Source organism: Porphyromonas sp. C0026D3, assembly GCF_056590775.1.
The window spans coordinates 101220-120082 of the sequence record NZ_JBWPWU010000004.1 but is presented as its reverse complement, the minus strand read 5'-3'; the positions used below and the strand labels follow the sequence as shown (position 1 = coordinate 120082).

14 protein-coding genes are annotated in these 18863 nt (G+C 52.6%); 1 reads left to right on the top strand and 13 read right to left on the bottom strand.

Features of this window, described 5'->3' with window-relative positions; all coding sequences use genetic code 11:
- The first annotated feature begins 5 nt into the window (after positions 1-5).
- The gene (gene miaA, locus AC1EK1_RS04590; RefSeq protein WP_480306608.1) at positions 6-872 is read left to right on the top strand and encodes a tRNA (adenosine(37)-N6)-dimethylallyltransferase MiaA; all 867 of its coding nucleotides are present in this window, start codon (positions 6-8) and stop codon (positions 870-872) included.
- Positions 873-1012: 140 nt separating this feature from the next.
- Here miaA and AC1EK1_RS04585 read toward each other — a convergent pair whose 3' ends face one another.
- The 13 genes from AC1EK1_RS04585 to AC1EK1_RS04525 all read right to left on the bottom strand — a co-directional run bounded on the left by AC1EK1_RS04585 (position 1013) and on the right by AC1EK1_RS04525 (position 18673).
- Complete coding sequence (locus AC1EK1_RS04585) at positions 1013-2518, bottom strand: IMP dehydrogenase (RefSeq protein ID WP_480306607.1); 1506 nt, start codon at positions 2516-2518, stop codon at positions 1013-1015.
- Between the two features lie 205 nt (positions 2519-2723).
- Positions 2724-3950 (bottom strand): tetratricopeptide repeat protein, encoded by a 1227-nt coding sequence (locus AC1EK1_RS04580; protein WP_480306606.1) that lies wholly within the window; start codon positions 3948-3950, stop codon positions 2724-2726.
- 89 nt (positions 3951-4039) lie between these two features.
- Positions 4040-6646 (bottom strand): DNA gyrase subunit A, encoded by a 2607-nt coding sequence (gene gyrA / locus AC1EK1_RS04575; protein WP_480306605.1) that lies wholly within the window; start codon positions 6644-6646, stop codon positions 4040-4042.
- Between the two features lie 351 nt (positions 6647-6997).
- The gene (rpmF, locus tag AC1EK1_RS04570; RefSeq protein WP_480306604.1) at positions 6998-7177 is read right to left on the bottom strand and encodes a 50S ribosomal protein L32; all 180 of its coding nucleotides are present in this window, start codon (positions 7175-7177) and stop codon (positions 6998-7000) included.
- A 27-nt stretch (positions 7178-7204) separates the two neighbouring features.
- A complete protein-coding gene (locus tag AC1EK1_RS04565; protein WP_480306603.1) occupies positions 7205-7744 on the bottom strand; it encodes a YceD family protein in 540 nt (179 codons plus the stop codon).
- A 93-nt stretch (positions 7745-7837) separates the two neighbouring features.
- Positions 7838-8899: a hypothetical protein gene (locus tag AC1EK1_RS04560; RefSeq protein WP_480306601.1), complete on the bottom strand. Its 1062-nt coding sequence runs from the start codon at positions 8897-8899 to the stop codon at positions 7838-7840.
- A 36-nt stretch (positions 8900-8935) separates the two neighbouring features.
- Positions 8936-11239, bottom strand: a complete 2304-nt coding sequence (locus AC1EK1_RS04555; protein ID WP_480306600.1) for a TonB-dependent receptor — start codon at positions 11237-11239, stop codon at positions 8936-8938.
- 82 nt (positions 11240-11321) lie between these two features.
- Positions 11322-11663, bottom strand: a complete 342-nt coding sequence (locus AC1EK1_RS04550; protein ID WP_480306599.1) for a hypothetical protein — start codon at positions 11661-11663, stop codon at positions 11322-11324.
- A 429-nt stretch (positions 11664-12092) separates the two neighbouring features.
- Positions 12093-13403: a hypothetical protein gene (locus AC1EK1_RS04545; RefSeq protein WP_480306598.1), complete on the bottom strand. Its 1311-nt coding sequence runs from the start codon at positions 13401-13403 to the stop codon at positions 12093-12095.
- Positions 13404-13643: 240 nt separating this feature from the next.
- A complete protein-coding gene (locus AC1EK1_RS04540; protein WP_480306597.1) occupies positions 13644-14552 on the bottom strand; it encodes an IS256 family transposase, variant Zn-binding type in 909 nt (302 codons plus the stop codon).
- Positions 14553-15105: 553 nt separating this feature from the next.
- Complete coding sequence (locus AC1EK1_RS04535) at positions 15106-16626, bottom strand: sialidase family protein (RefSeq protein WP_480306865.1); 1521 nt, start codon at positions 16624-16626, stop codon at positions 15106-15108.
- Between the two features lie 5 nt (positions 16627-16631).
- Complete coding sequence (gene nagB, locus AC1EK1_RS04530) at positions 16632-17429, bottom strand: glucosamine-6-phosphate deaminase (protein ID WP_480306863.1); 798 nt, start codon at positions 17427-17429, stop codon at positions 16632-16634.
- A gap of 50 nt (positions 17430-17479) precedes the next feature.
- A complete protein-coding gene (locus tag AC1EK1_RS04525; RefSeq protein ID WP_480306861.1) occupies positions 17480-18673 on the bottom strand; it encodes an FprA family A-type flavoprotein in 1194 nt (397 codons plus the stop codon).
- Positions 18674-18863: the final 190 nt, after the last annotated feature.

The window sequence follows — 18863 nt, the reverse complement described above, 5'->3', positions numbered from 1 at the left end:
CCATCGTGGAGCTGACCAAGGGGGTTACGGTCGTGGTGGGGCCTACCGCTGTCGGTAAGACGGAGTATGCTCACAATTTGGCCAGGCTGTATAGCGCCCCCATTGTATCCGCTGACTCCCGGCAGGTTTACTCCGGAATGTCTGTAGGCACTGCGGCACCGTCACCTCGTCTACGGCGAGAGGTGGAGTACCATTTTGTCCAGACAATTTCGCCTGGAGTGGTCTACTCGGCACGTGAATTTGCTGATGAGGCTCTCCGGCTCATCGGCCGTTGGATGGCGGAGGGGCGAGAGCATGTCTTGGTGGTTGGGGGATCAATGCTGTACGTGCGTGCGCTACTCTACGAGATGGATCCCATCCCGCAGCTATCTCCTACCGTGCGCACAGAGGTCCGGCAACTATATGAAAAAAACGGGCTGGAGGCGATCCGGCAAGAACTACTCCGGGTTGATCCGGACTATTTGGAAAAAGTAGATCCCAATAACTACAGACGATTGCTGCGTGCCCTAGAGGTCTTTCGTGGCACAGGCCGAGCTTTTTCGTCCTTTCATACCGGTCGCTTGCGTCACTTCAATTTCCCTCTCCGGCTTGTCGTCCTTGAGCGCGAGCGGTCGCTCCTATACGATCGAATCGATAGTCGTGTGGATGAAATGATGAACGAAGGTCTGCTGGATGAGGTGCGAGCGTTGCGCCCCTACCGATCAACCTCTGCTTTGCAGACCATTGGGTACAGGGAGTGTTTTTCCTACCTCGATGGTGCGATTGACCTAGAGGAGTGCAAGCGACTAATCCGGAAAAACACCAGGACTTTGGCACGACAGCAGGACCGTTTTTTCCGAAAACTGCCCGGTGCTGAGCTCGTAGAGATTTAGAGGAAAAATTAGGATCCGTACACCCTTTGTGGTACCCCAAAAAAGAGAGGAGCGAATGAGACATTGTCTCTTCGCTCCTCTTTGTGAATATGGTGTACACTCTGGTTGGTGCTCTATTTGGCGTGGTATGCGGGAGGGAATTATCTGCTCTTGGCACTATCCTTTAGGATCACATCGTGTGCACCGCCCTCGACGATGGAGGTTTGAGACACCAGGGTGATGTGTGCGTTTTCCTTGAGGTGCGGAATAGTAGTGGATCCGCAGCTACACATGGTCGACTTGATCTTGCTGAGGGTGCTCATGAGACTGTCCTTCATCTTACCGGCATAGGGAATGTAGGAGTCGACTCCTTCCTCAAACTTCATGCCCGAGGTTTCGCTTCCGGAGTCGTAGCGTTGCCAGTTTTTGGCTCTGTTTGAACCTTCTCCCCAATACTCTTTTACGTAGTTGCCATTGACTCGGAGTAGCTTGGTGGGGGATTCGTCAAATCGTGCAAAGTAGCGTCCCATCATCAAGAAGTCTGCACCCATGGCCAGTGCGAGTACAATGTGGTAATCGTAGACGATACCTCCATCTGAACAAATGGGAATGTACTCTCCTGTTTTTTCGTAGTAGGCATCGCGAGCCTCCGCCACTTCGATCACGGCCGAGGCTTGTCCGCGACCAATGCCTTTTTGTTCGCGAGTGATACAGATTGATCCACCGCCTATGCCTACTTTGATAAAGTCCGCACCGGCTTTTGCGAGGAATTCAAATCCATCCTTTTCCACCACGTTCCCTGCTCCAACGGGTATGTCGGGGTAGTGCTTTTTGACCCACACGATGGTGTCTTCTTGCCACTCGGAGTAACCATCGGATGAGTCGATACATAGGACATCGGCTCCGGCCTCTACAAGTGCCGGCACACGCTCACGGTAGTCTCGTGTGTTGATACCGGCTCCTACCAGGAGGGTTTTGTCCTGCTTGTCTGATAGCTCGTAGGGGTTTTCTCGGTGAGAGTCATAGTCTTTGCGGAATACAAAGTGGCTCAGGTGTTGGTCTTCGGTGATGATAGGAAGTGTATTCAGCTTGTGGTCCCAAATGATATCGTTGGCCTCGGAGAGTGTGATGCCGACTTTTGCGACAATGAGTTTGTCGAATGGGGTCATGAATTCGCTGATCTTTCGGTCACGCGGGGTCGTGCTGAGTCGGTAGTCTCTACTGGTCACGATGCCGAGTAGCTTGCCATCGGGCATGCCGTCATCGGTGATCGCTATGGTGGAGTGGCCGGTACGGTCGATCAGGTCAAGAACGTCCTGTAGGGTGTTGTCCGGAGTAAGGTTGGAGTCCGAGGTTACAAACCCGGCTTTGAACTTCTTCACTCTCCTCACCATCTCCGCTTGGTTCTCTATGGTCTGTGAACCGTAGATGAAAGACAAGCCTCCATTTCGTGCCAGCTCAATGGCGAGGGTGTCGTTGGATACCGATTGCATGATCGCACTGACAAAGGGGATGTTGAGCTTGATTTTTGGCTCTTCGCCCTTTCGGAACTTGGTGAGAGGCGTCCTGAGGTCGATGTTTTCGGGGGTGCAGTCACGGGTGGTCAGCCCGGGGATCAGCAGGTATTCCCCAAAGGTATGTGAGGTCTCTGTGGTGTATCTGGCCATAATATTTTACTTGGCAAATTAGAGAATGAAATTGATTAATTTGCATACAAAAGTACCAAAAAATAGCCCCGTCTCAAAATCAATACTATTGCTATTCGCTGAGGCGATGGTCGTAGTCTCGGACGAGTTACCCCCTTGGGGATCGAAACAAAAAGAGCCACTCGATCTCCGAGTGGCTCTTGGGTATATCACTGAGCGCTAGGTGTTACTTTTGGAGTTGCGCTTCGATGGCATCAAACTTGTCGTTCATCTTGAGGTTGTAGTAAACATTGCGAAGTGCCATTAGGTACTCTCTGTTTTCGCCATCAAGATTTACTGCCTTTTCCAAGAATGGTAGGGCTTTTCGGAAAAGCTCTTGTGCTTTTGCATCGAGTTCTTTCATCTTGGCTTCGTTGGTGATGTTTTCGGTAGCTTCGTTGGCATAGCGTAGTGCTTGGTTGTAGTGCATTCTTCCGATGCCCATCACAGCTTCTGCATAGTCAGGATTGATCTCGATGGCCTTTTGGTAGGTTGCTTCTGCTTTCTCATAATCTTCCTGCATAGCATAGATGTCAGCCAGTGCGTTGTAGTACATCTCTTTGTTGTCAGCGTCTGAGGCGATAACTTTTTGGAGGTACTCCTTGGCTTGTTCGTAGTCACCCTTGTTGAGGAAGAGGTTGATCATGTTCCCCAAAAAGAAAGGCTCTCCCGGGAAACGCTCTGCTCCTTCTTGCAGAGTGTTGCGGTAGTTGACGGTGTCCTTTTCGTTGAGATAGGATTGCGCCAGTAGCTGAAAGACCTCTTTCTGGTTGAAAGGAACATCTTTTATGCTGTTTAGGAGCTCAATGGCCTTGTCGTTGGCGTTTTCTATCTGCGTGGTGGAGTAGGCGTTGTAAAACCCGATCTCCATGGACAGTGAGTCTTGTTGGGCAACCGGTGTCCCCTCAAATAGTGGCAGTCGCTTTACTTGCAAAAACTTGTCAAAGTACTTGTGTGCATTGGCAAAGTCGTTGTTGTTGAGGTACTCTGCTCCACCGTTTACGAGGAATACGTAGTAGGTCTGGAGGCCATTCTTGATCTCCGAGTCGTATTTGCGACGGACGCGCCCTTTGGCATCAGGTTTTGAGTCCATCTCGTCGGCCTTGATGAAGTAGTTTGCCATGTTGTACACGGCATTGTAGAACTGATTCATATTGACCTCCTTTTGCATTTGTTGCGCCAGAAATCCTCGCTCGGCGTCCTTCTCCTCTATGAGTCCGGCAACATACCATGTGCGGGCATCGTTTTCGGTTTCGGGGTTGGTGAGAGCCGGCTTGATCAGATTGCGCGCTGCGTTGAGGTCGGCGTTGTCTTTTTTGGCCATCCGCTCTACCTCTTTTACCAGCTTGGTTTGTCCGAAGGACGGTGCGACTGCCAATAGGCAGACTGCTATGAGTAGTAACGTTTTCTTCATGAGTTATCCGTTTCTTTGAGTTTGATAATGTCTAAAGTTTCTTTGGCTTCTCTGATGCTGTGATGGGTAAATATACAAAAAGTTTGATATCACTCATCCGTTTCCGGATCATCCTCTTCGGTGGTATCGATTTCCTCTACATAGATTTCGTCCGAGAGATCACCGTCGGTGAGGTCGTCTTCTTGGATTACCCCTTCGTCGATGACCTCCTCTTCCGGAGTGTCTTCGTCGGTCAGGACTCGGCAGATGCTTGCGATCTCATCTCCTCGGCGTTCGAGGTTGATCAGTCGTACACCCTGTGTGTTTCTGCTCAGGACTGAGATGTCGCTCACATGTGTGCGAATCACGACGCCACTCTTATTTATGATCATGATGTCGTGCTCGTCTGTGACATTGAGTAGAGAGATGAGTGCTCCGGTTTTTTCGGTGATTTTGAGGGTAATTACTCCCTTACCACCTCGGTTGGTGATTCGGTAGTCCTCGACTTCGGAGCGTTTGCCATAGCCCTTTTCGGAGATGACCATTACGGTCTCGTTTTGTGGGTCGTGTATAGCGGCGGCTCCGATGACTTCGTTGCCCTTGCCGTCCAGTCTCACGCCACGTACTCCGGTGCTCATTCTGCCCATTACGCGCAGGACTTGCTCGGGGAAGCGGATAGCCCTACCGGATCGGGTGCCGATGATGATATCGCACTTGCCGTTGGTGAGGAGGACATTGACCACTTTGTCGTCATCGCGTAGCTTGATGGCGTTGATGCCATTGCGCCTTGGACGTGCAAAGTCTGCAAGTCTGGTTTTTCGGACAATACCTTGTTGGGTCACAAATGTGAGGTAGTGGCTCTGTACGTACTCCTTGTTGTCTTCGTCGGTGAGGCGTTTTACTCGGAGTACGGTGGTGATACTGCTTTCGGGGTCGAGGTTGAGGATGTTTTGGATAGCCCGTCCTTTGGAGTTGCGGGAGGCTTCCGGGATCTCAAAGACGCGTATCCAGTGGACACGTCCGAGATCGGTAAAGAACATTAGGGTCGCATGGTTGGATGCGGCGTAGATGTATTCGATGAAGTCGTCGTCCTTGGTGTCGGATCCTTTGGCTCCGACTCCTCCGCGCCCTTGTGCACGAAATGCCGCCAGTGGCGTCCGCTTGATGTACCCGTGGTGGGAGATGGTGATGACCATGTCTTCGTCGGAGTAAAAGTCCTCAGGGTTCATGTCAGCGGTGGCGTATACGATGTCGGTGCGGCGGTCATCTCCGTACTTGTCGATGATCTCCTGGATCTCCTCGCTGATTACACCGTATAGCTTGTTTTCGTCAGCCAGGATTGCTTCGTAGTACTTGATCTTTTCGCTAACCTCCTCGTACTCTGCACGGAGTTTCTCGATCTCCATGCCGGTGAGCTGTCCCAGGCGCATCTCGACGATTGATCGAGCTTGGATCTGTGAGAGGTCAAAGCGTGCCATCAGCTTCTCTATTGCTTCGCTTTGGCGTGCGGATGCCTTGATGAGTGCCACCACTTCGTCGATGTTGTCGGCGGCAATGATTCGGCCTTCTAGGATGTGCAGACGCTCTTGGGCTTTTTGGAGGTCATAGCGGGTGCGTCGTGTCACCACGTCCACACGGTGTCGGACAAACTCGCGGATCAGATCCTTGAGGTTCAGTAGCTGTGGACGGTTGTCGACGAGGGCGATGTTGTTGACGCTAAAGGAGCTCTCCAGTGTGGTGTATCTAAATAGCTTGTTGAGGACCACTCCCGGTTGGGCATCGCGCTTCACATCGATCACGATCCGCATGCCGGTCTTGCCACTGGTCTCGTCTTGGATGTTGCTGATACCTTCGATCCGCTTGGTGGTGGCGAGTTCGGCAATGCTCTTGACGAGGTCTTTCTTGATCACACCGTAGGGGATCTCGGTGATGACGATCTGGCTGTGTGTCCCCTCTTCTTCGATCTCAGCACGTCCACGGAGTACGATGCGTCCGCGTCCGGTCTCAAAGGCATCTTTCACACCTTGGTAGCCGTAGATCACGCCTCCGGTTGGGAAGTCGGGGGCTTTGACATACTGCATGAGCTCTTCTATCGTGATGTCACCTCGCTTGTCGATGTAGGCCAGGGTGCCGTTTAGGACCTCGGTCAGGTTGTGTGGGGCCATATTGGTTGCCATACCCACAGCGATACCTGCGGCACCATTGACGAGGAGGTTGGGGATTCGGGTGGGTAGGACGACCGGCTCCTTCACGGAGTCATCGTAGTTGGGCACCATGTCCACGGTCTCCTTGTTGATGTCGGATAGCATCTCCATGGCCAGCGGTGCCAAGCGGCTTTCAGTATACCTCATCGCTGCAGGTCCGTCTCCGTCTACGGAGCCAAAGTTGCCGTGCGGATCTACCAGGGTGTAGCGCATCGACCAGGGCTGTGCCAAGCGTACCAGTGCCAAGTATATGGAGCTGTCGCCATGTGGGTGAAACTTACCCATCACGTCTCCCACGGTGCGGGCACACTTTTTGTATGGCTTGTCGGGGGTGTTCCCCATTTCGTTCATTCCGTAGAGGATACGCCTGTGTACGGGCTTGAATCCGTCTCGGACGTCCGGCAGTGCCCGGCTTACGATCACGGACATGGCGTAGTCGATGTACGAGGACTGCATCTGGTGCTCCAGGTTCACCGGTACTATTTTACCCTTGTTCTGATTCTCTTCTTGCATCGATCTGTATTTCGTATACTGTTGTCTTGTTATCTTGCCACTTGGCTTTTTTATCCAACTTCAAAGATAGCAAAAATATCCCACTTGGCCTGCCTGTATGTCGTCCTTTTCCTCCCTCTCGGGGCTCTGTGTGGATGGGCATGCGGTGGCTGTAGGTGAGCGATCTGCTTGCTCTTTTGGGCCTTTTGAGTCAAGCCATTGGGTGGGGGTGGGTTGCTCTTTTCTTTTCGAGAAAACATGTTGCCGTGGTACAAAAAAGTAGGCGGGATCCGGATGCCGGGTCTCGCCTACTTTTGTGAGGATGTGAGAGTCGTTGTCTCACCTCTTTTTTTGCTACTGAGGAGTGGACTTTTAGTCCTCAATGTTGATAGCGATTTGTCCTCTGTAGTATCCGCACTCTCCGCAGATGGTGTGGTACACATGCCATGCTCCGCAGTTGGGGCAGCGGGTCAGAGTGGGGGCAGTTGCTTTGTCGTGCGTTCTACGCTTTCTTGTTCTGGTTTTGGATTGACGTCTTTTAGGATGTGCCATCTCTATTACTGTCTATTTTAAGGGTTACTATTGTTTGTTCTTTATCTTGGATCGGAGGTCGTCCCAGATGCTGTCGTCCAGCCGAGTGGTCTCCTCTTGGTCGTTTTCGTCCGGGAGTTCGTTGACCAAGTACTTTACCATCTCCGGGTCGCACTCCTCCAGATGCTCATGGGTGTGCTGCGTGGGTAGGTGCAGTGCAAGCAGTGCGTAGACGAGCCACCCAAAGTCATAGACGGGGTCCATGGCATTGAGGAGGATGTGTTCGTCGTTTTCGTCATCCAGTTTTTCTCCCAGCTCTACTGTGGCCTCTTCGTGCACTTCCATCGGGAGTTGCATGGGAGCCAAGCAACGGTCGCACGGTAGAGTGACCGCTCCTTGGTAGTCAAAGGTGAGGTTGTAGAAGTGGTTGGGCATCGGGGTGATTGTCACCACCAGGTCTACGTCTCCACCTGTGATCACGGAGCCATCGGTCTCCTCAAAGAAGAGATCGGTCAAGTGATACTCCAGCTTCTCCACATCGGTCTTGATGTGGGTGAAGTCGATCACGTAGGCGTTGTTCTTGCTCATAACTCACACTGTACTAAAACGTCTGCAAAGTTACCCAAAACTCTCTAATTGCCCAACCCTCATTTTCCCCCATCGGTTTTGCTCGTGGACTTTTTAGAGTCCAAGTCCGACGTTGGGGTCGTGGGGTGGTATCTCTCCTTGTGTTCTGCTGTTTAGGCTCTCAAAGGCTTCTTTTTCGGTCACGTTGGCGGCTTCGGCTAGGCGACGGACGATGGCGTGCTCTTTGGGGGTCATGTTCTCAAAGGCCTCAAATTCGACCTCATCAAACTCGTCTTCATCGGCGTACACCCAGACCGGTATGCTGATGTTGAGGTCAAATGCATCTCTGGATTTTTGACCCGGTGTTGGCCCGGTGAAGGGGGCAGTCTTTCCGGAGCCGGACAGGAATTTGCTACGACTGGCGTGGAGTAGGAGGATGTTGAGGTCAAAGACTGTTTCGGACTGATAAAACTCAAAGTAGCCCTTGAGTCCAATGGGGTTGGAGATGCCGGTGAACTTGGCTCCATCGCGGATCAGCTTGTCCCACGGGGTTGTGTCGTAGTAGTAATAGTAGTAATAGTTGTATCCGGACTTGAGCTGTGATTTGTCTTGGCTGGTGGCATTTTTCATCCACCTGATGTTTTTGGCGAGGAAGAAGTGCTGGTGTATCTTTTCTTGGCCGTTGGTGGCAAATTGGTAGGTGATGTCTTCTCCGGCTTTGTTGAAGTAGCGGATGAGCATCCCGTACTGAGTGTGCCCGGCGTTGTACTTTTCGGGGACAAAGGTTTGGTCTGTCCAGGTGCGACTCTTGGGGTCTTCGGGCTTGGGGTAGGGCTTTCCTTCGTGAGCGGGGTCGCCACCCTTACCGATGTTGCCGGCTACGATGAAGCCTGGCTGGCCACTGGGGCTGATGGTGAGTCCTTTGCCGGGGACCAGCTCGAGGACTACTTTTTGCTGAGCGGCTCCGTACTTGACCCCCTCGTTGTCAGCGTTGGCGTGTGGTGCCATGCCGTGAAAGTGGGTCTTGAAGAGGGTGATCTCCATGCGAGTGGGGTCGTCGTGTAGCTTGTTTCCGGGCTCGTTCTCCGGTGCCTGAGGCTTGCAGGAGGCGACTAGTAGTGTGGTGATTGCACTGAGGATCAGTGTGAGTATGGATGTGGTGTGAGCTATTTTCATGATACGAATATTATGGATTGGTGTTGGTTGGGTGTTTCAAAACTTGTACCGCACTGCGACTTTGATGTCTCGTCCGGCGTCGTGTGCGTAGTAGCGTGCAAGGTTGGTGTACTCCTTGTACTCGCGATTGAGGAGGTTGTCGACTTGGAGGAGTAGCTCCAGTCGTTGCTTTTGGCCCATGGATGTCTCTGTGCCTGCCTTTAGTCCAAATAGATGATAGGCCGGTGGCGCATAGGGAATGAGGTCGGTCTCCGGGTCGAAGCGTTTTTGGCGAGCGACGTAGCGGTGCTCGAGTGTGATGTAGCTCTTTTTGCCCCAGGGTAGGTCGAGCTCGACTTCTTGGCTGAGCCTAAAGGGGGGAATGTAGGGTAGGTATCTGCCTGTGGTGCGCTCGCCGGCCCAGATCATGCCGGTGAGGAGTCGGTAGTGAAAGTAGGGTAGAGGGGTCCACCGTAGGGAGAGATCGGCTCCGTGTAGTGTGGCGGAGGTCTGCCTGTTTCGGAAAAGCGGATAGGCGCCACTGATGACGGTGAAGTACTCTCCGGTCGGCTCCCTGTATATGTAGCCGTCCACCCACTGCAGATAGCCCTCTAGGCTGACCTCCAGCTTGCTCGTGTCGTAGGTGAGTGCGGTGATCCACTTGGTGCTTCGCTCACTGCGCATGGTGCTGTCACCCTGTAGGTAGATGCCTCCTGAGGCATCTACTCCGTCGCTCCACAGCTCACCGACATGTGGGGCTCTCCAGGCAGTGCCGAGTTGGCTCCTGGCGTGGAGGTGCTCGGAGAGGTGGTAGTGTGCACCCAGGGTGTAGGTGGTATTGGTGTAGTGACGAACCCCACCATAGTGGCGGGAGTAGGCATCGATACCGGAGGCGTTTAGGTAGAGGCCATCCAGTCGTATGCCTAGCTCGGCGCCCCAGCTATCGGAGTGGTACTTTTGGATCCCATAGAGACCTCCGGTCAGCTCTACATAGTTGGGGATGAGTGGCACGACTCCTGTCTTGGGTCGGTTGTGGTTGTTGCTGTAGGCTCCATGTAGGCCGATCTCGCTACTCCAGTGAGTGTGATAGGCTTTTTTCCAGGATAGATCGGTCTGGATGTTGTCCAGCGTGAGCGCCACACTTGGGATATTGCTGCGGTTCATGCGACGGATGTGGTACTCGTTTTGTCGATCTTGTTGGTAGGCTATGAGGAGGTCCATCCGGCCCAGCTGTGGGGTCTGGTAAAAGCCTTTGGCCTGCAGGTAGTGGTGTTGGGCCTGGTGCATGGGGTAGGCTATGACCCTGGAGAAAGGGTCAGTCTCGGGTGGCCGACCGAGCTCTATGCGTTGCTTGAGGAGATCGGCGCTCCCCATCTTCGCTCCGAAGAAGGTCCCTTCGCGGTGCCGGATCAGGCTGTAGGTGACCTCTACTCCCTGTCGCTCTTTTTTCCACCCGATGGTCCCCTGTAGGTTGATCTCTCGTGACCCGGTGTTGTTGAGGAGGTAGTGTGCAGTGGAGCGGTCTCCGGCATTGCCGTAGCCGGCTTGGATGCGGTAGGCCATGGAGCCGGCTCTGTCCAGTGTCCCGGCGACAGATGCAGATGCTCCCATCGCATGTCCATTGGTGGAGTAGTGGCTGTCGACTATCCCGGATGTGGTGGTGCTCTCGTAGGGCAGTGGCTCGGGGTTGACCACGATCACGCCTCCCAGCGCATCACCGCCATAGCGTACCGACTCTGCGCCCTTGAGTACCGCCACCTCTCCAGCGGTGCCCATGTCGATGAGGGGGGCAAAGTGGTGGTTCCACTGCTGATACTCTTGGCGGACACCATTGTTGATGATGAGGATCCGATTGCCACTCATGCCGTGGATGACTGGGCTTGAGGTCGTAGTCCCGGAGCTAATGAGGCTGATGCCCTTGACCCCGGACAGTATCCCGCCGAGGTCGCTGTCGATGTGTCGCTGCAGCTCTGCGGTCCGGATAGCCTCGCCGATGGTCGTGATCGGTACCACGGGGGCCGTGCGCTCCACGGAGACACCGGCCAGGGTCTCTGTGGCAAACTTTAGACGGACAACCATGGACGGCTGTCGCCTCTTGAGTGAATAGAGGGTGTGGGTCTGAGACTCATACCCTATGAATGAGAATGTGATGCTGTCTCCGTCCAATACCGACTTGGGGAGACGAGCGTATCCATCGAGGTTCGTGCCTGTGCGGTGACCCTTGGTCGCAACCAGCACACCCGGAAGCGGGGTGCCACGATCTGCATCCAGTACTCTCACTTGCTGTGCTTGTGCAAAAGCAACGTGGATGGATAGCAGGGCGACCATCATAGCCACACGCTTGGCAATCTTTTTTGCCATCGTATGTGTGGGTAAAATGAGTTAGGTAAAATCAAGTGATTGGTACGACAAGTCGTGTACAGACCTGCCGTGATGAGTGGTCCTAACTCAAGTGGGGAGGAGCACGAAGTGCGGAGGAGTGCCCGCAAAAAGAGGGAATGGTGGAATCCTGATAGAACAGGTCGTCTCTCTCGACAAAGGTGAGTGCGACCACCTCTCGGCTTGGAGCAAAAGAGTCAAAGCTGTTGCTGACAAAAAGGTCCAGCAGGCAGGCTGTCTCTCCGTCAGCGATCATGTGGGGGCTGCTGCCCAAGCTATGGACTTGCTCTAGATGCACCCTGTGCTCGTGCGACAACGAGTGCACTCCGAGTGTAATACCCAGAGAGCAAAAAGTGCCTAGCAGAAATAGGGCCAGCACAGTGATCTGTCGGTTGTCGCTTCTCATATCAAGCCGGTTCTTTGCCAGCAAATATACTATTTTCTTCTGAGTGAATTGTGTCCTCTCGCTTCCATATTTCTCACAGCAGCCTCCGACCCGGTGAGGCTCAGTCCGGTCTAGTGAGATTTTAAGCGTTTTTGTGACCTTTTTCCTCAGGCTTTTGTGGCAAGGCTTTGTGTGCTGACTCAAGCGGTATAACTACTGTTGGAGTGAGATCTTATATGAGGAATTTTTGGGGTAAAAAAAACTTGGCGTATAGGTCAAAATGGTGGGTAAAACAGCCTAATAGCCATTTTCGTACTGAAGTATAGGTCAAAATGGTGGGCGAAGTAGAAGAAAAAAACAGATACCTTTGTTCGTTGACCTATAAGTCTATAATAATAAGGGAGCGAAAGAGAATCTCTTTCGCTCCCTTATTTAAGGAAGATCTACGGGTCAATACATATAACCGATGGACAGAAAGACGGTATGAGACTGACCATAAGGGGTCACATTCTTGTAGTTGTCAGCTGCCATCTCATCTGCATCCTTGATGGGGAAGCCATACTTGTATCCGGCACCGAAGAAGAGCATATTCCCATACTTCAAGGGGATGCCAAAGTCGCACCTTACGAGCGGTCCAGCACTGATCAGGCTGTAGTCGGAGTGAAGGTCACCAGTAACACATCCACTCAGGGAAGGAATGACATATACAGACTTTAGGTCAAGCGGCACCTGCAGACCCGCAAAAGCATTGAAGCTAAAAAGGGTCACTCGCTTGATGAACTCCTGAGGTACCTCCACTTCCTTGCGATCTTTCAACAAGAAGCTCGGATCCTCCGTTATCAGTGCCGTATCATCCACGAGGCAGGGCTGATTGAACCCTACAGACCCGCCATAAGTGAAGTACGTCCCGAGGGATGAGCGGAGCCCGAGGTAGGAGCCCATCCCAAAGTGTGGCGTTAGGTTTTTAGCCAGATCCGCAGTGTAGATAAGCTCGCCTGACAGCGCACCCGTGACCATCTTATGTGGTGGCAGAGCGAGGACTTGACCCCGGTCATCCTTAATGACCAGCTCACCCTTGCGGTGAGGATCGTAGTACTTCACCACCTTATCTATGTCCTCAAACTCCCACTTCAGTCCTCTCACATAGCTACAGAGCTCCGGATCATCGGCAAGGAATCTGACCACTCCGCCTCTAAACTGAGATCCTTCATAGTTGATCCCGTGTACCAGAGCAACCTTTCTTAGGATACCTCCGCGTTTCTCCAAGAATAGTGGGAAGCTGGGCTTTACCACAGCCATACTTCCTCCACTACGTATGATCCGCTGCTCGTTGCCGATGAGGAAGATGTCCCCATTCTCATCAATCTTGTACGAAGAGGCCAGGAGGTAGGCCGTAAGCTCAGGTCCCCTATCTACGAGAGTCATCCATGCGGCATTGCTTTGCAGGAAGGTGGAGAACTTTTTGTACTCAAAGCGATAGCTCGAGTCCGGTTTCTTGGGGTTGCTTAGCTCGATGCCTTTCAGGTCCTCGGACTTGAAGGTGCCGGCTGAATGGGCGAGGGCGAGGTCATCGAAGAGCTTGAGCTCCTTGTCCCCCGACATAGGCATCCTAAGATACCCTGTGTAGGTAGCTCCTTCCTTGGTCTCCAATTGCGCCTTGCAGACATCCCTTGGCTCCGAGGTGAAGAGCTTCATCAAGCCACAGCCTGAGAGAAGCATCATAAGCCCGATCAGGATCGATAAGTTATATGCCAGTTTCATAATAATAACGAAATGAATAGGATAGGTAATCGACTATCTATGCAACCTGTATTGCAACTCAATAACCACGTTACAAAGGTAATAAAAAGAGGCGTATAGGTCAAAATGGTGGGCGAAGTAGAAGAAAAAAACAGATACCTTTGTTCGTTGACCTGAAACGTAGCCGGCTCTGCAGGGGTGCAACCGGTGAGGGATACGGTCAATGGAGTCAGAACAGTTTACACTGACAGGGGAGGAGTACTATTGCCCCTCCTCTTTTTTGGATGTAAACTGGGCGATATCCCTATGCCTAAAAAACCCATCCACGAATCGTTTCTTGTGAGCTTGGGACATTCCATTATGCGCTCTAAGACGGCTTTTGAGTGCAGTAAATAGCCCTTCAATGGCGTTATTGGTTTTAGGGATCTGTATATCCGGATGTTCCTCGTAAGTAAAGAGTGTAGGGAGGTATTGACGAAAGGAAAAGTGGGCTGATCTAAGTGATTTGTGCGTGTATTGCCATTTGCCGTTTTCATCATTTATGGTCTTCTCCTTGAGAAAAGTATCCCACTTGGTCTCCCACTTTTTGAGCTGCGAGCAGAATGTGATACGGGATATCTTTCCTACACTCATAGCAAGTGCCAGAAGCTCTTGAGACGCAGGTAGTTTGGGTCGAAGAGTAAGTTTTCGTCGGACGATTGCGATAAAGTGATACTGGCACATTTGTGTGGGAAAATGCTTCAGTGCCACGTCAAGACCGACTCCTCCATCAGTTACCACTGCCAATATCTTATAGCCCCCTTCCTCTATCTTTTTAAGGGCTGTTGCATAGTCCACTTTGCTTTCGTGAGAGATCCACTCCCGATAGAGTACGCAACCACTTTTATCGTCCAACGCAACGATTAGTTCTTGGTTTCTACCCCAATACGTCGCATCTATGTGAATAACTCCCTCGCTTAATATGGGCGTCTTAAAGTCAACTGAGACCTCCTGAAGTCTCCGTTTTATCGTGCTCGGACTTACTCCAAGTGCTTCCGCGATTTTAGCCTGCGATAAGCCGTACAAGTCCCATATCTGCTCCTTACTTATGTGCCTTTTTCCTGTGAACGATGAGCCACAGTTCTTGCACAAATATCTCTTGTGTGTACCCCTGCGTCCATGACTAATCACACTGAGGCTCCCTCACTTCGGACATTTTTTGGTTCATTTTTTCGCCTTTTCAAATGCTCAAAGATACGATAAACTCTGGCTTATCCCCCTGTATCACCCACCGTTTTGACCTATACATTCGCGTTGGCTCACTTTTAACACTTCAAAGCTTTTCAAACCCTTATATGTCTCTCTATACCTAGAAAAGACCTTTAACTCACCCTCCATTTTGACCTATAAGTCAAAAACTTTTGGGGAAGAGGTGATAATCAGGCGCTTATAGGAGCCTTTGAGTTTCACGGATAGAAGCGATCGGTTTCACGGATAGAAGCAAAACTTTTCACGGATAGAAGAAAGCGCTTAGACGGAAAGAAGAAAAATTTTGAGCTTTTTTGGAGCGTAAAAAGCAGAGCAGATTTTGGTACAAAATGGACAAAAGAGAGGGCGCGTCAAAACCGTTGTTTTGGCGCACCCTCTCTTTGGGTGAGCAGGTGAGTCGCGCAGACATCACCGCTCCTAGTCGTTGGGCAAATGTAACGTGCCCCCTAGTCCTACTCTACTCTCGTAGCTCTGCTCAAAAGAGTGCTGAGACCGGTAGGGTGAGAAAGGTCAGGGTCATCTGATCATCTTCCTCGACAAAGTAGCCGATCGTCTCGTCGTCTATGAGGGTCATGTCGGAGTAGGCACTCATCCCCGGATTGACGAGGTATGGCTCCGACCACTTTTGCCGGGTGGCGTCGTATCGGTAGATCACTCCGTCCCATCGAGAGCGTGGTCCTTTGGGCAAGGAGTGGAGCAGTCCCACCTTCCCATCGTGTTTTACGAGCAGAGGCGCACCGTTGCATGCGGGGTCGTGCAGTCCGGCATAGGCTTGTGTGCCGGTCTCGCTCCAGGTGACTCCATTGTCCGTACTTACTCTGAAGATTCTGTCGTTGCGGTGGGGGTTGCGTATGCTCATGAGGATCGTGCCGTCGGGCATAGCCAGTACTTTGGACTCATCTCCACCGCTGTAGGCGCACTCGGATACTTGCCAGGTCTCGCCCTCGTCATCGGAGTAGATGAGGTAGTTGTCCAGCTTGTGCGCTTGTCCGGTGCGGATTGCGGCGACAAACATGATCCGTCCTGTCGCAGAGACTGCTCCTTGTCCGGAGGCGCAGAAGGAGCTGAGAAAGCCTTTTCGGACCGGATCCGGACACTCTGCCCCGTAGAGGAAGTGGGTGATGTCTCTTGCCTCCGACCAGGTGGCGCCATCGTCGTCGCTGGTCATGACGTAGGTGGGCATGGGGTTTTCGGGCGTGGAACCCCAAAGTCCCGGCCCTCCGATGAAGACCATCACGATCTTGCCACTTGGGGCTTGGACCAGTGCCACATCTCCGTAGCCATGTCCGTAGCCGTGCCCCTCGATCACAAACTGTGTGCCGGTCCAGCTCTTGCCTCCGTCAAAGCTCCTGCGGATGACAATGTCTATGTCGTGAGGTATGTCGATCTGGTTGTACTTCCGTCGATCTGCGGCGGCGATGAGGGTTCCCTTTTTTGTCTTGAGAAGAGCGGGTATCCGGAAGTTTTTGCTACCGGTGTCTCCGGGGACAAATAGAGGCTTGTACTGTGCAAATAGGCGTCGCTCTGCAGTGAGTCCGTACCTATTCCCTTGCTTGAGTGCGATGGACTTTTTGCCTACACGGGCCTGCTCCAGCTTCACGGTGAGGGTATTGCCCGGACGTGCATCGTGCGGGATATTGACCACGATGTATGCGACGGCTCCGGGCTTGGCCTCAAATCTCAGGGTGGGGTAGCCACCTGTTGTTTTGGCCTGGCGGTAGGCTATCCGTCCCTTGTAGTCGTCGAGGTCTCGTACGTCTAGGGAGTCGGCTAGGAGTACCTGTGGCTGTAGGTTGCTGTCCGTGGCTCCGGACAGGGTCAGTTCGATCGGCTCATTCGCCAAGTTTTGGGGTAGGCGGAGTGCAAATAGGGTGCGACGCATCGCTCCCGGCTCCATGCCGTGCCGACTGGGGTAGACGGTGATGCTGTCGCTCTGTGCAAAGAGAGATAGCCCCGTGAGTATCCAGACGATAGAGGTGGTTAGGAGTCGAAGCATCTTGTCTATAGGGCTAGGTTGTCTTTCTCTATGTCCTTGAAGTAGCGGTAGGTCCCCACCTTTAGTTCGGCGCAGGCCTCCTCATCCACCACGAGTACGCCCTTGCGGTGTAGCTGGAGTGCGGAGATGGTCCACATTTGATTCACAGCTCCCTCCACTGCGTGGTAGACTGCGCGTGCTTTGCCATGTCCGTTGGCGAGGATCATGACCTCCTTGGCATCCAGGATCGTGCCTACACCGACGGTCACTGCCGTGCGGGGTACTTGGTTCAGGTCGTTGTCAAAAAAGCGAGAGTTGGCAATGATGGTATCTGTCGTCAGAGTTTTCACTCGTGTGCGTGACGAAAGTGAGGAGCCCGGCTCGTTGAAGGCGATGTGTCCGTCCGGACCGATACCGCCAATGAATAGGTCTACTCCGCCTACGGCTTTCATCGCATCCTCGTAGGCTTGGCACTCTGCCTCAATGTCCTTGGCGTTGCCATCTAGTAGGTGTGCATTCTCGGGCTTGATGTCTATGTGGCTGAAAAAGTTGGTCCACATGAATGTGTGGTAGCTCTGCTCATGATCTCTGGGGATGCCGATGTACTCGTCCATGTTGAATGTAATGACGTGCTCAAAGGAGACCTTTCCCTCCTTGTGCATCCGGATCAGCTCCTTGTACATTCCCAACGGGGTGGAGCCTGTGGGGAGCCCTAGTACAAAGGGCTTCTCGGCTGTCGGTCGTGCCGCGTTGATTCGATTGGCTACGTGAGTGGCTGCCCAGAGGGCAAGCTTTTGTTTATCGGGTTGGATGATTACTCTCATGGTCTGGTCTTGTCTGTTTTGTTTTGAAAAAAAAACTATGGTTAGGGTCGTTATTCTGCAAGGATCTGCTCAGCCAGTGTCTTGCCCATCTCCCAGGCTTTGGCCTCAGCCTCGGCATCCATGCCACACATCATCATCACCGGGTCGGTGGCGATTGGCCAGCGAAGTTGCTCAGCGGCTTCGGCAAACTTTTTCTCTACCGCACAGTTCCAAGCACCGGAGCCAAAGAAGCCCAGGGTGCGCTGTGGGATGCCTCGCTGTGCGATCTTGGTGATGATGTCGGAGATGGGTGGCCAAAACTCTAGGTTGTACGTAGGGGAGCCAATGATCACCCCCTTGTACCTAAAGACATCCGCAAGAGCATAGGAGGAGTGTCCGGCACCAAGGTGGTGGAGGCGTACTTGCTTGACACCGTGACTACTGAGTGAGCGTGCGATCAGCTCTGCCATCTGCTCGGTATGACCGTACATTGAGCCGTACAGGATCGTCGCTCCCACTTCCGGCTCGTACTTGCTCAGGCGGTCGTAGATGTCCAGAATCTCTGGAATGTGGCGACGCCATATTGGACCGTGAGTGCTGCAGATCGTCTCGATCTCGAGTGTGGCTGCTTTTTTGAGCGTCCTTTGGACCTGGGGACCGTACTTCCCGACAATATTGGAGTAGTAGCGATAGACCTCATCCAAAAATTTTTGGCGATCGACCTCTTCATCCATTATTCCACCGTCCAGGGTCCCAAAGGAGCCAAAGGCATCGGCACTAAAGAGTGTCTTGGTGAGTGGATCGTAGGTGAACATTACTTCCGGCCAGTGTACCATAGGGGCCATTACGAACCTTAGGGAGCGACTGCCGATATTTAGCTCTGTCGTCTCGTCCACTTCTAGGGTTCGTTGGTCAATGCCCTCAAAGCCCTTGAGCATCGGCATGGTGCGTTTGTTGCCCACGATCACAATGTCCGGGTACTTATTTTTGAGGAGGGCGATGGATCCCGAGTGGTCCGGCTCCATGTGGTCGACGACCAAGTAGTCCAGTGTACGACCGTCCAACACTTGATCGAGGTGATGCAAAAAGATGTCCGCATAGCAGACATCCACGGTGTCCACAAGGACGGTCTTTTCGTCCATGATCAGGTAGGAGTTGTAGGCAACCCCACCCGGTATTGGCCAGAGGTTCTCGAAGAGTGCTTTGGTGCGATCGTTCACACCGAGGTAGTAGGTGCTGTCGTTCACCTTGGGGATATATATCATAATCTATAAAACAAAGTAATAGGGTGAGTAAAAAATGGGCCGGAGTGGGTCGCCAGGTTTTGCACACTTCTCTCCAGTCGTGTCGCTCCTCCTGATCGCCTTGCCGGCTATTCTCCATAACTACACAAAGATAACACTATTTTCCGCAACCACCGTCCGCCTGTATTGAGGATTTTGGGCGTTTAGGACA

What these genes read in the sequence shown, in the direction of transcription:
- AC1EK1_RS04585 (WP_480306607.1), bottom strand. Translation starts at nt 2,518, where the DNA reads ATGGCCAGATACACCACAGAGACCTCACATACCTTTGGGGAATACCTG.
- AC1EK1_RS04580 (WP_480306606.1), bottom strand. Translation starts at nt 3,950, where the DNA reads ATGAAGAAAACGTTACTACTCATAGCAGTCTGCCTATTGGCAGTCGCA.
- gyrA (WP_480306605.1), bottom strand. Translation starts at nt 6,646, where the DNA reads ATGCAAGAAGAGAATCAGAACAAGGGTAAAATAGTACCGGTGAACCTG.
- rpmF (WP_480306604.1), bottom strand. Translation starts at nt 7,177, where the DNA reads ATGGCACATCCTAAAAGACGTCAATCCAAAACCAGAACAAGAAAGCGT.
- AC1EK1_RS04565 (WP_480306603.1), bottom strand. Translation starts at nt 7,744, where the DNA reads ATGAGCAAGAACAACGCCTACGTGATCGACTTCACCCACATCAAGACC.
- AC1EK1_RS04560 (WP_480306601.1), bottom strand. Translation starts at nt 8,899, where the DNA reads ATGAAAATAGCTCACACCACATCCATACTCACACTGATCCTCAGTGCA.
- AC1EK1_RS04555 (WP_480306600.1), bottom strand. Translation starts at nt 11,239, where the DNA reads ATGGCAAAAAAGATTGCCAAGCGTGTGGCTATGATGGTCGCCCTGCTA.
- AC1EK1_RS04550 (WP_480306599.1), bottom strand. Translation starts at nt 11,663, where the DNA reads ATGAGAAGCGACAACCGACAGATCACTGTGCTGGCCCTATTTCTGCTA.
- AC1EK1_RS04545 (WP_480306598.1), bottom strand. Translation starts at nt 13,403, where the DNA reads ATGAAACTGGCATATAACTTATCGATCCTGATCGGGCTTATGATGCTT.
- AC1EK1_RS04535 (WP_480306865.1), bottom strand. Translation starts at nt 16,626, where the DNA reads ATGCTTCGACTCCTAACCACCTCTATCGTCTGGATACTCACGGGGCTA.
- nagB (WP_480306863.1), bottom strand. Translation starts at nt 17,429, where the DNA reads ATGAGAGTAATCATCCAACCCGATAAACAAAAGCTTGCCCTCTGGGCA.
- AC1EK1_RS04525 (WP_480306861.1), bottom strand. Translation starts at nt 18,673, where the DNA reads ATGATATATATCCCCAAGGTGAACGACAGCACCTACTACCTCGGTGTG.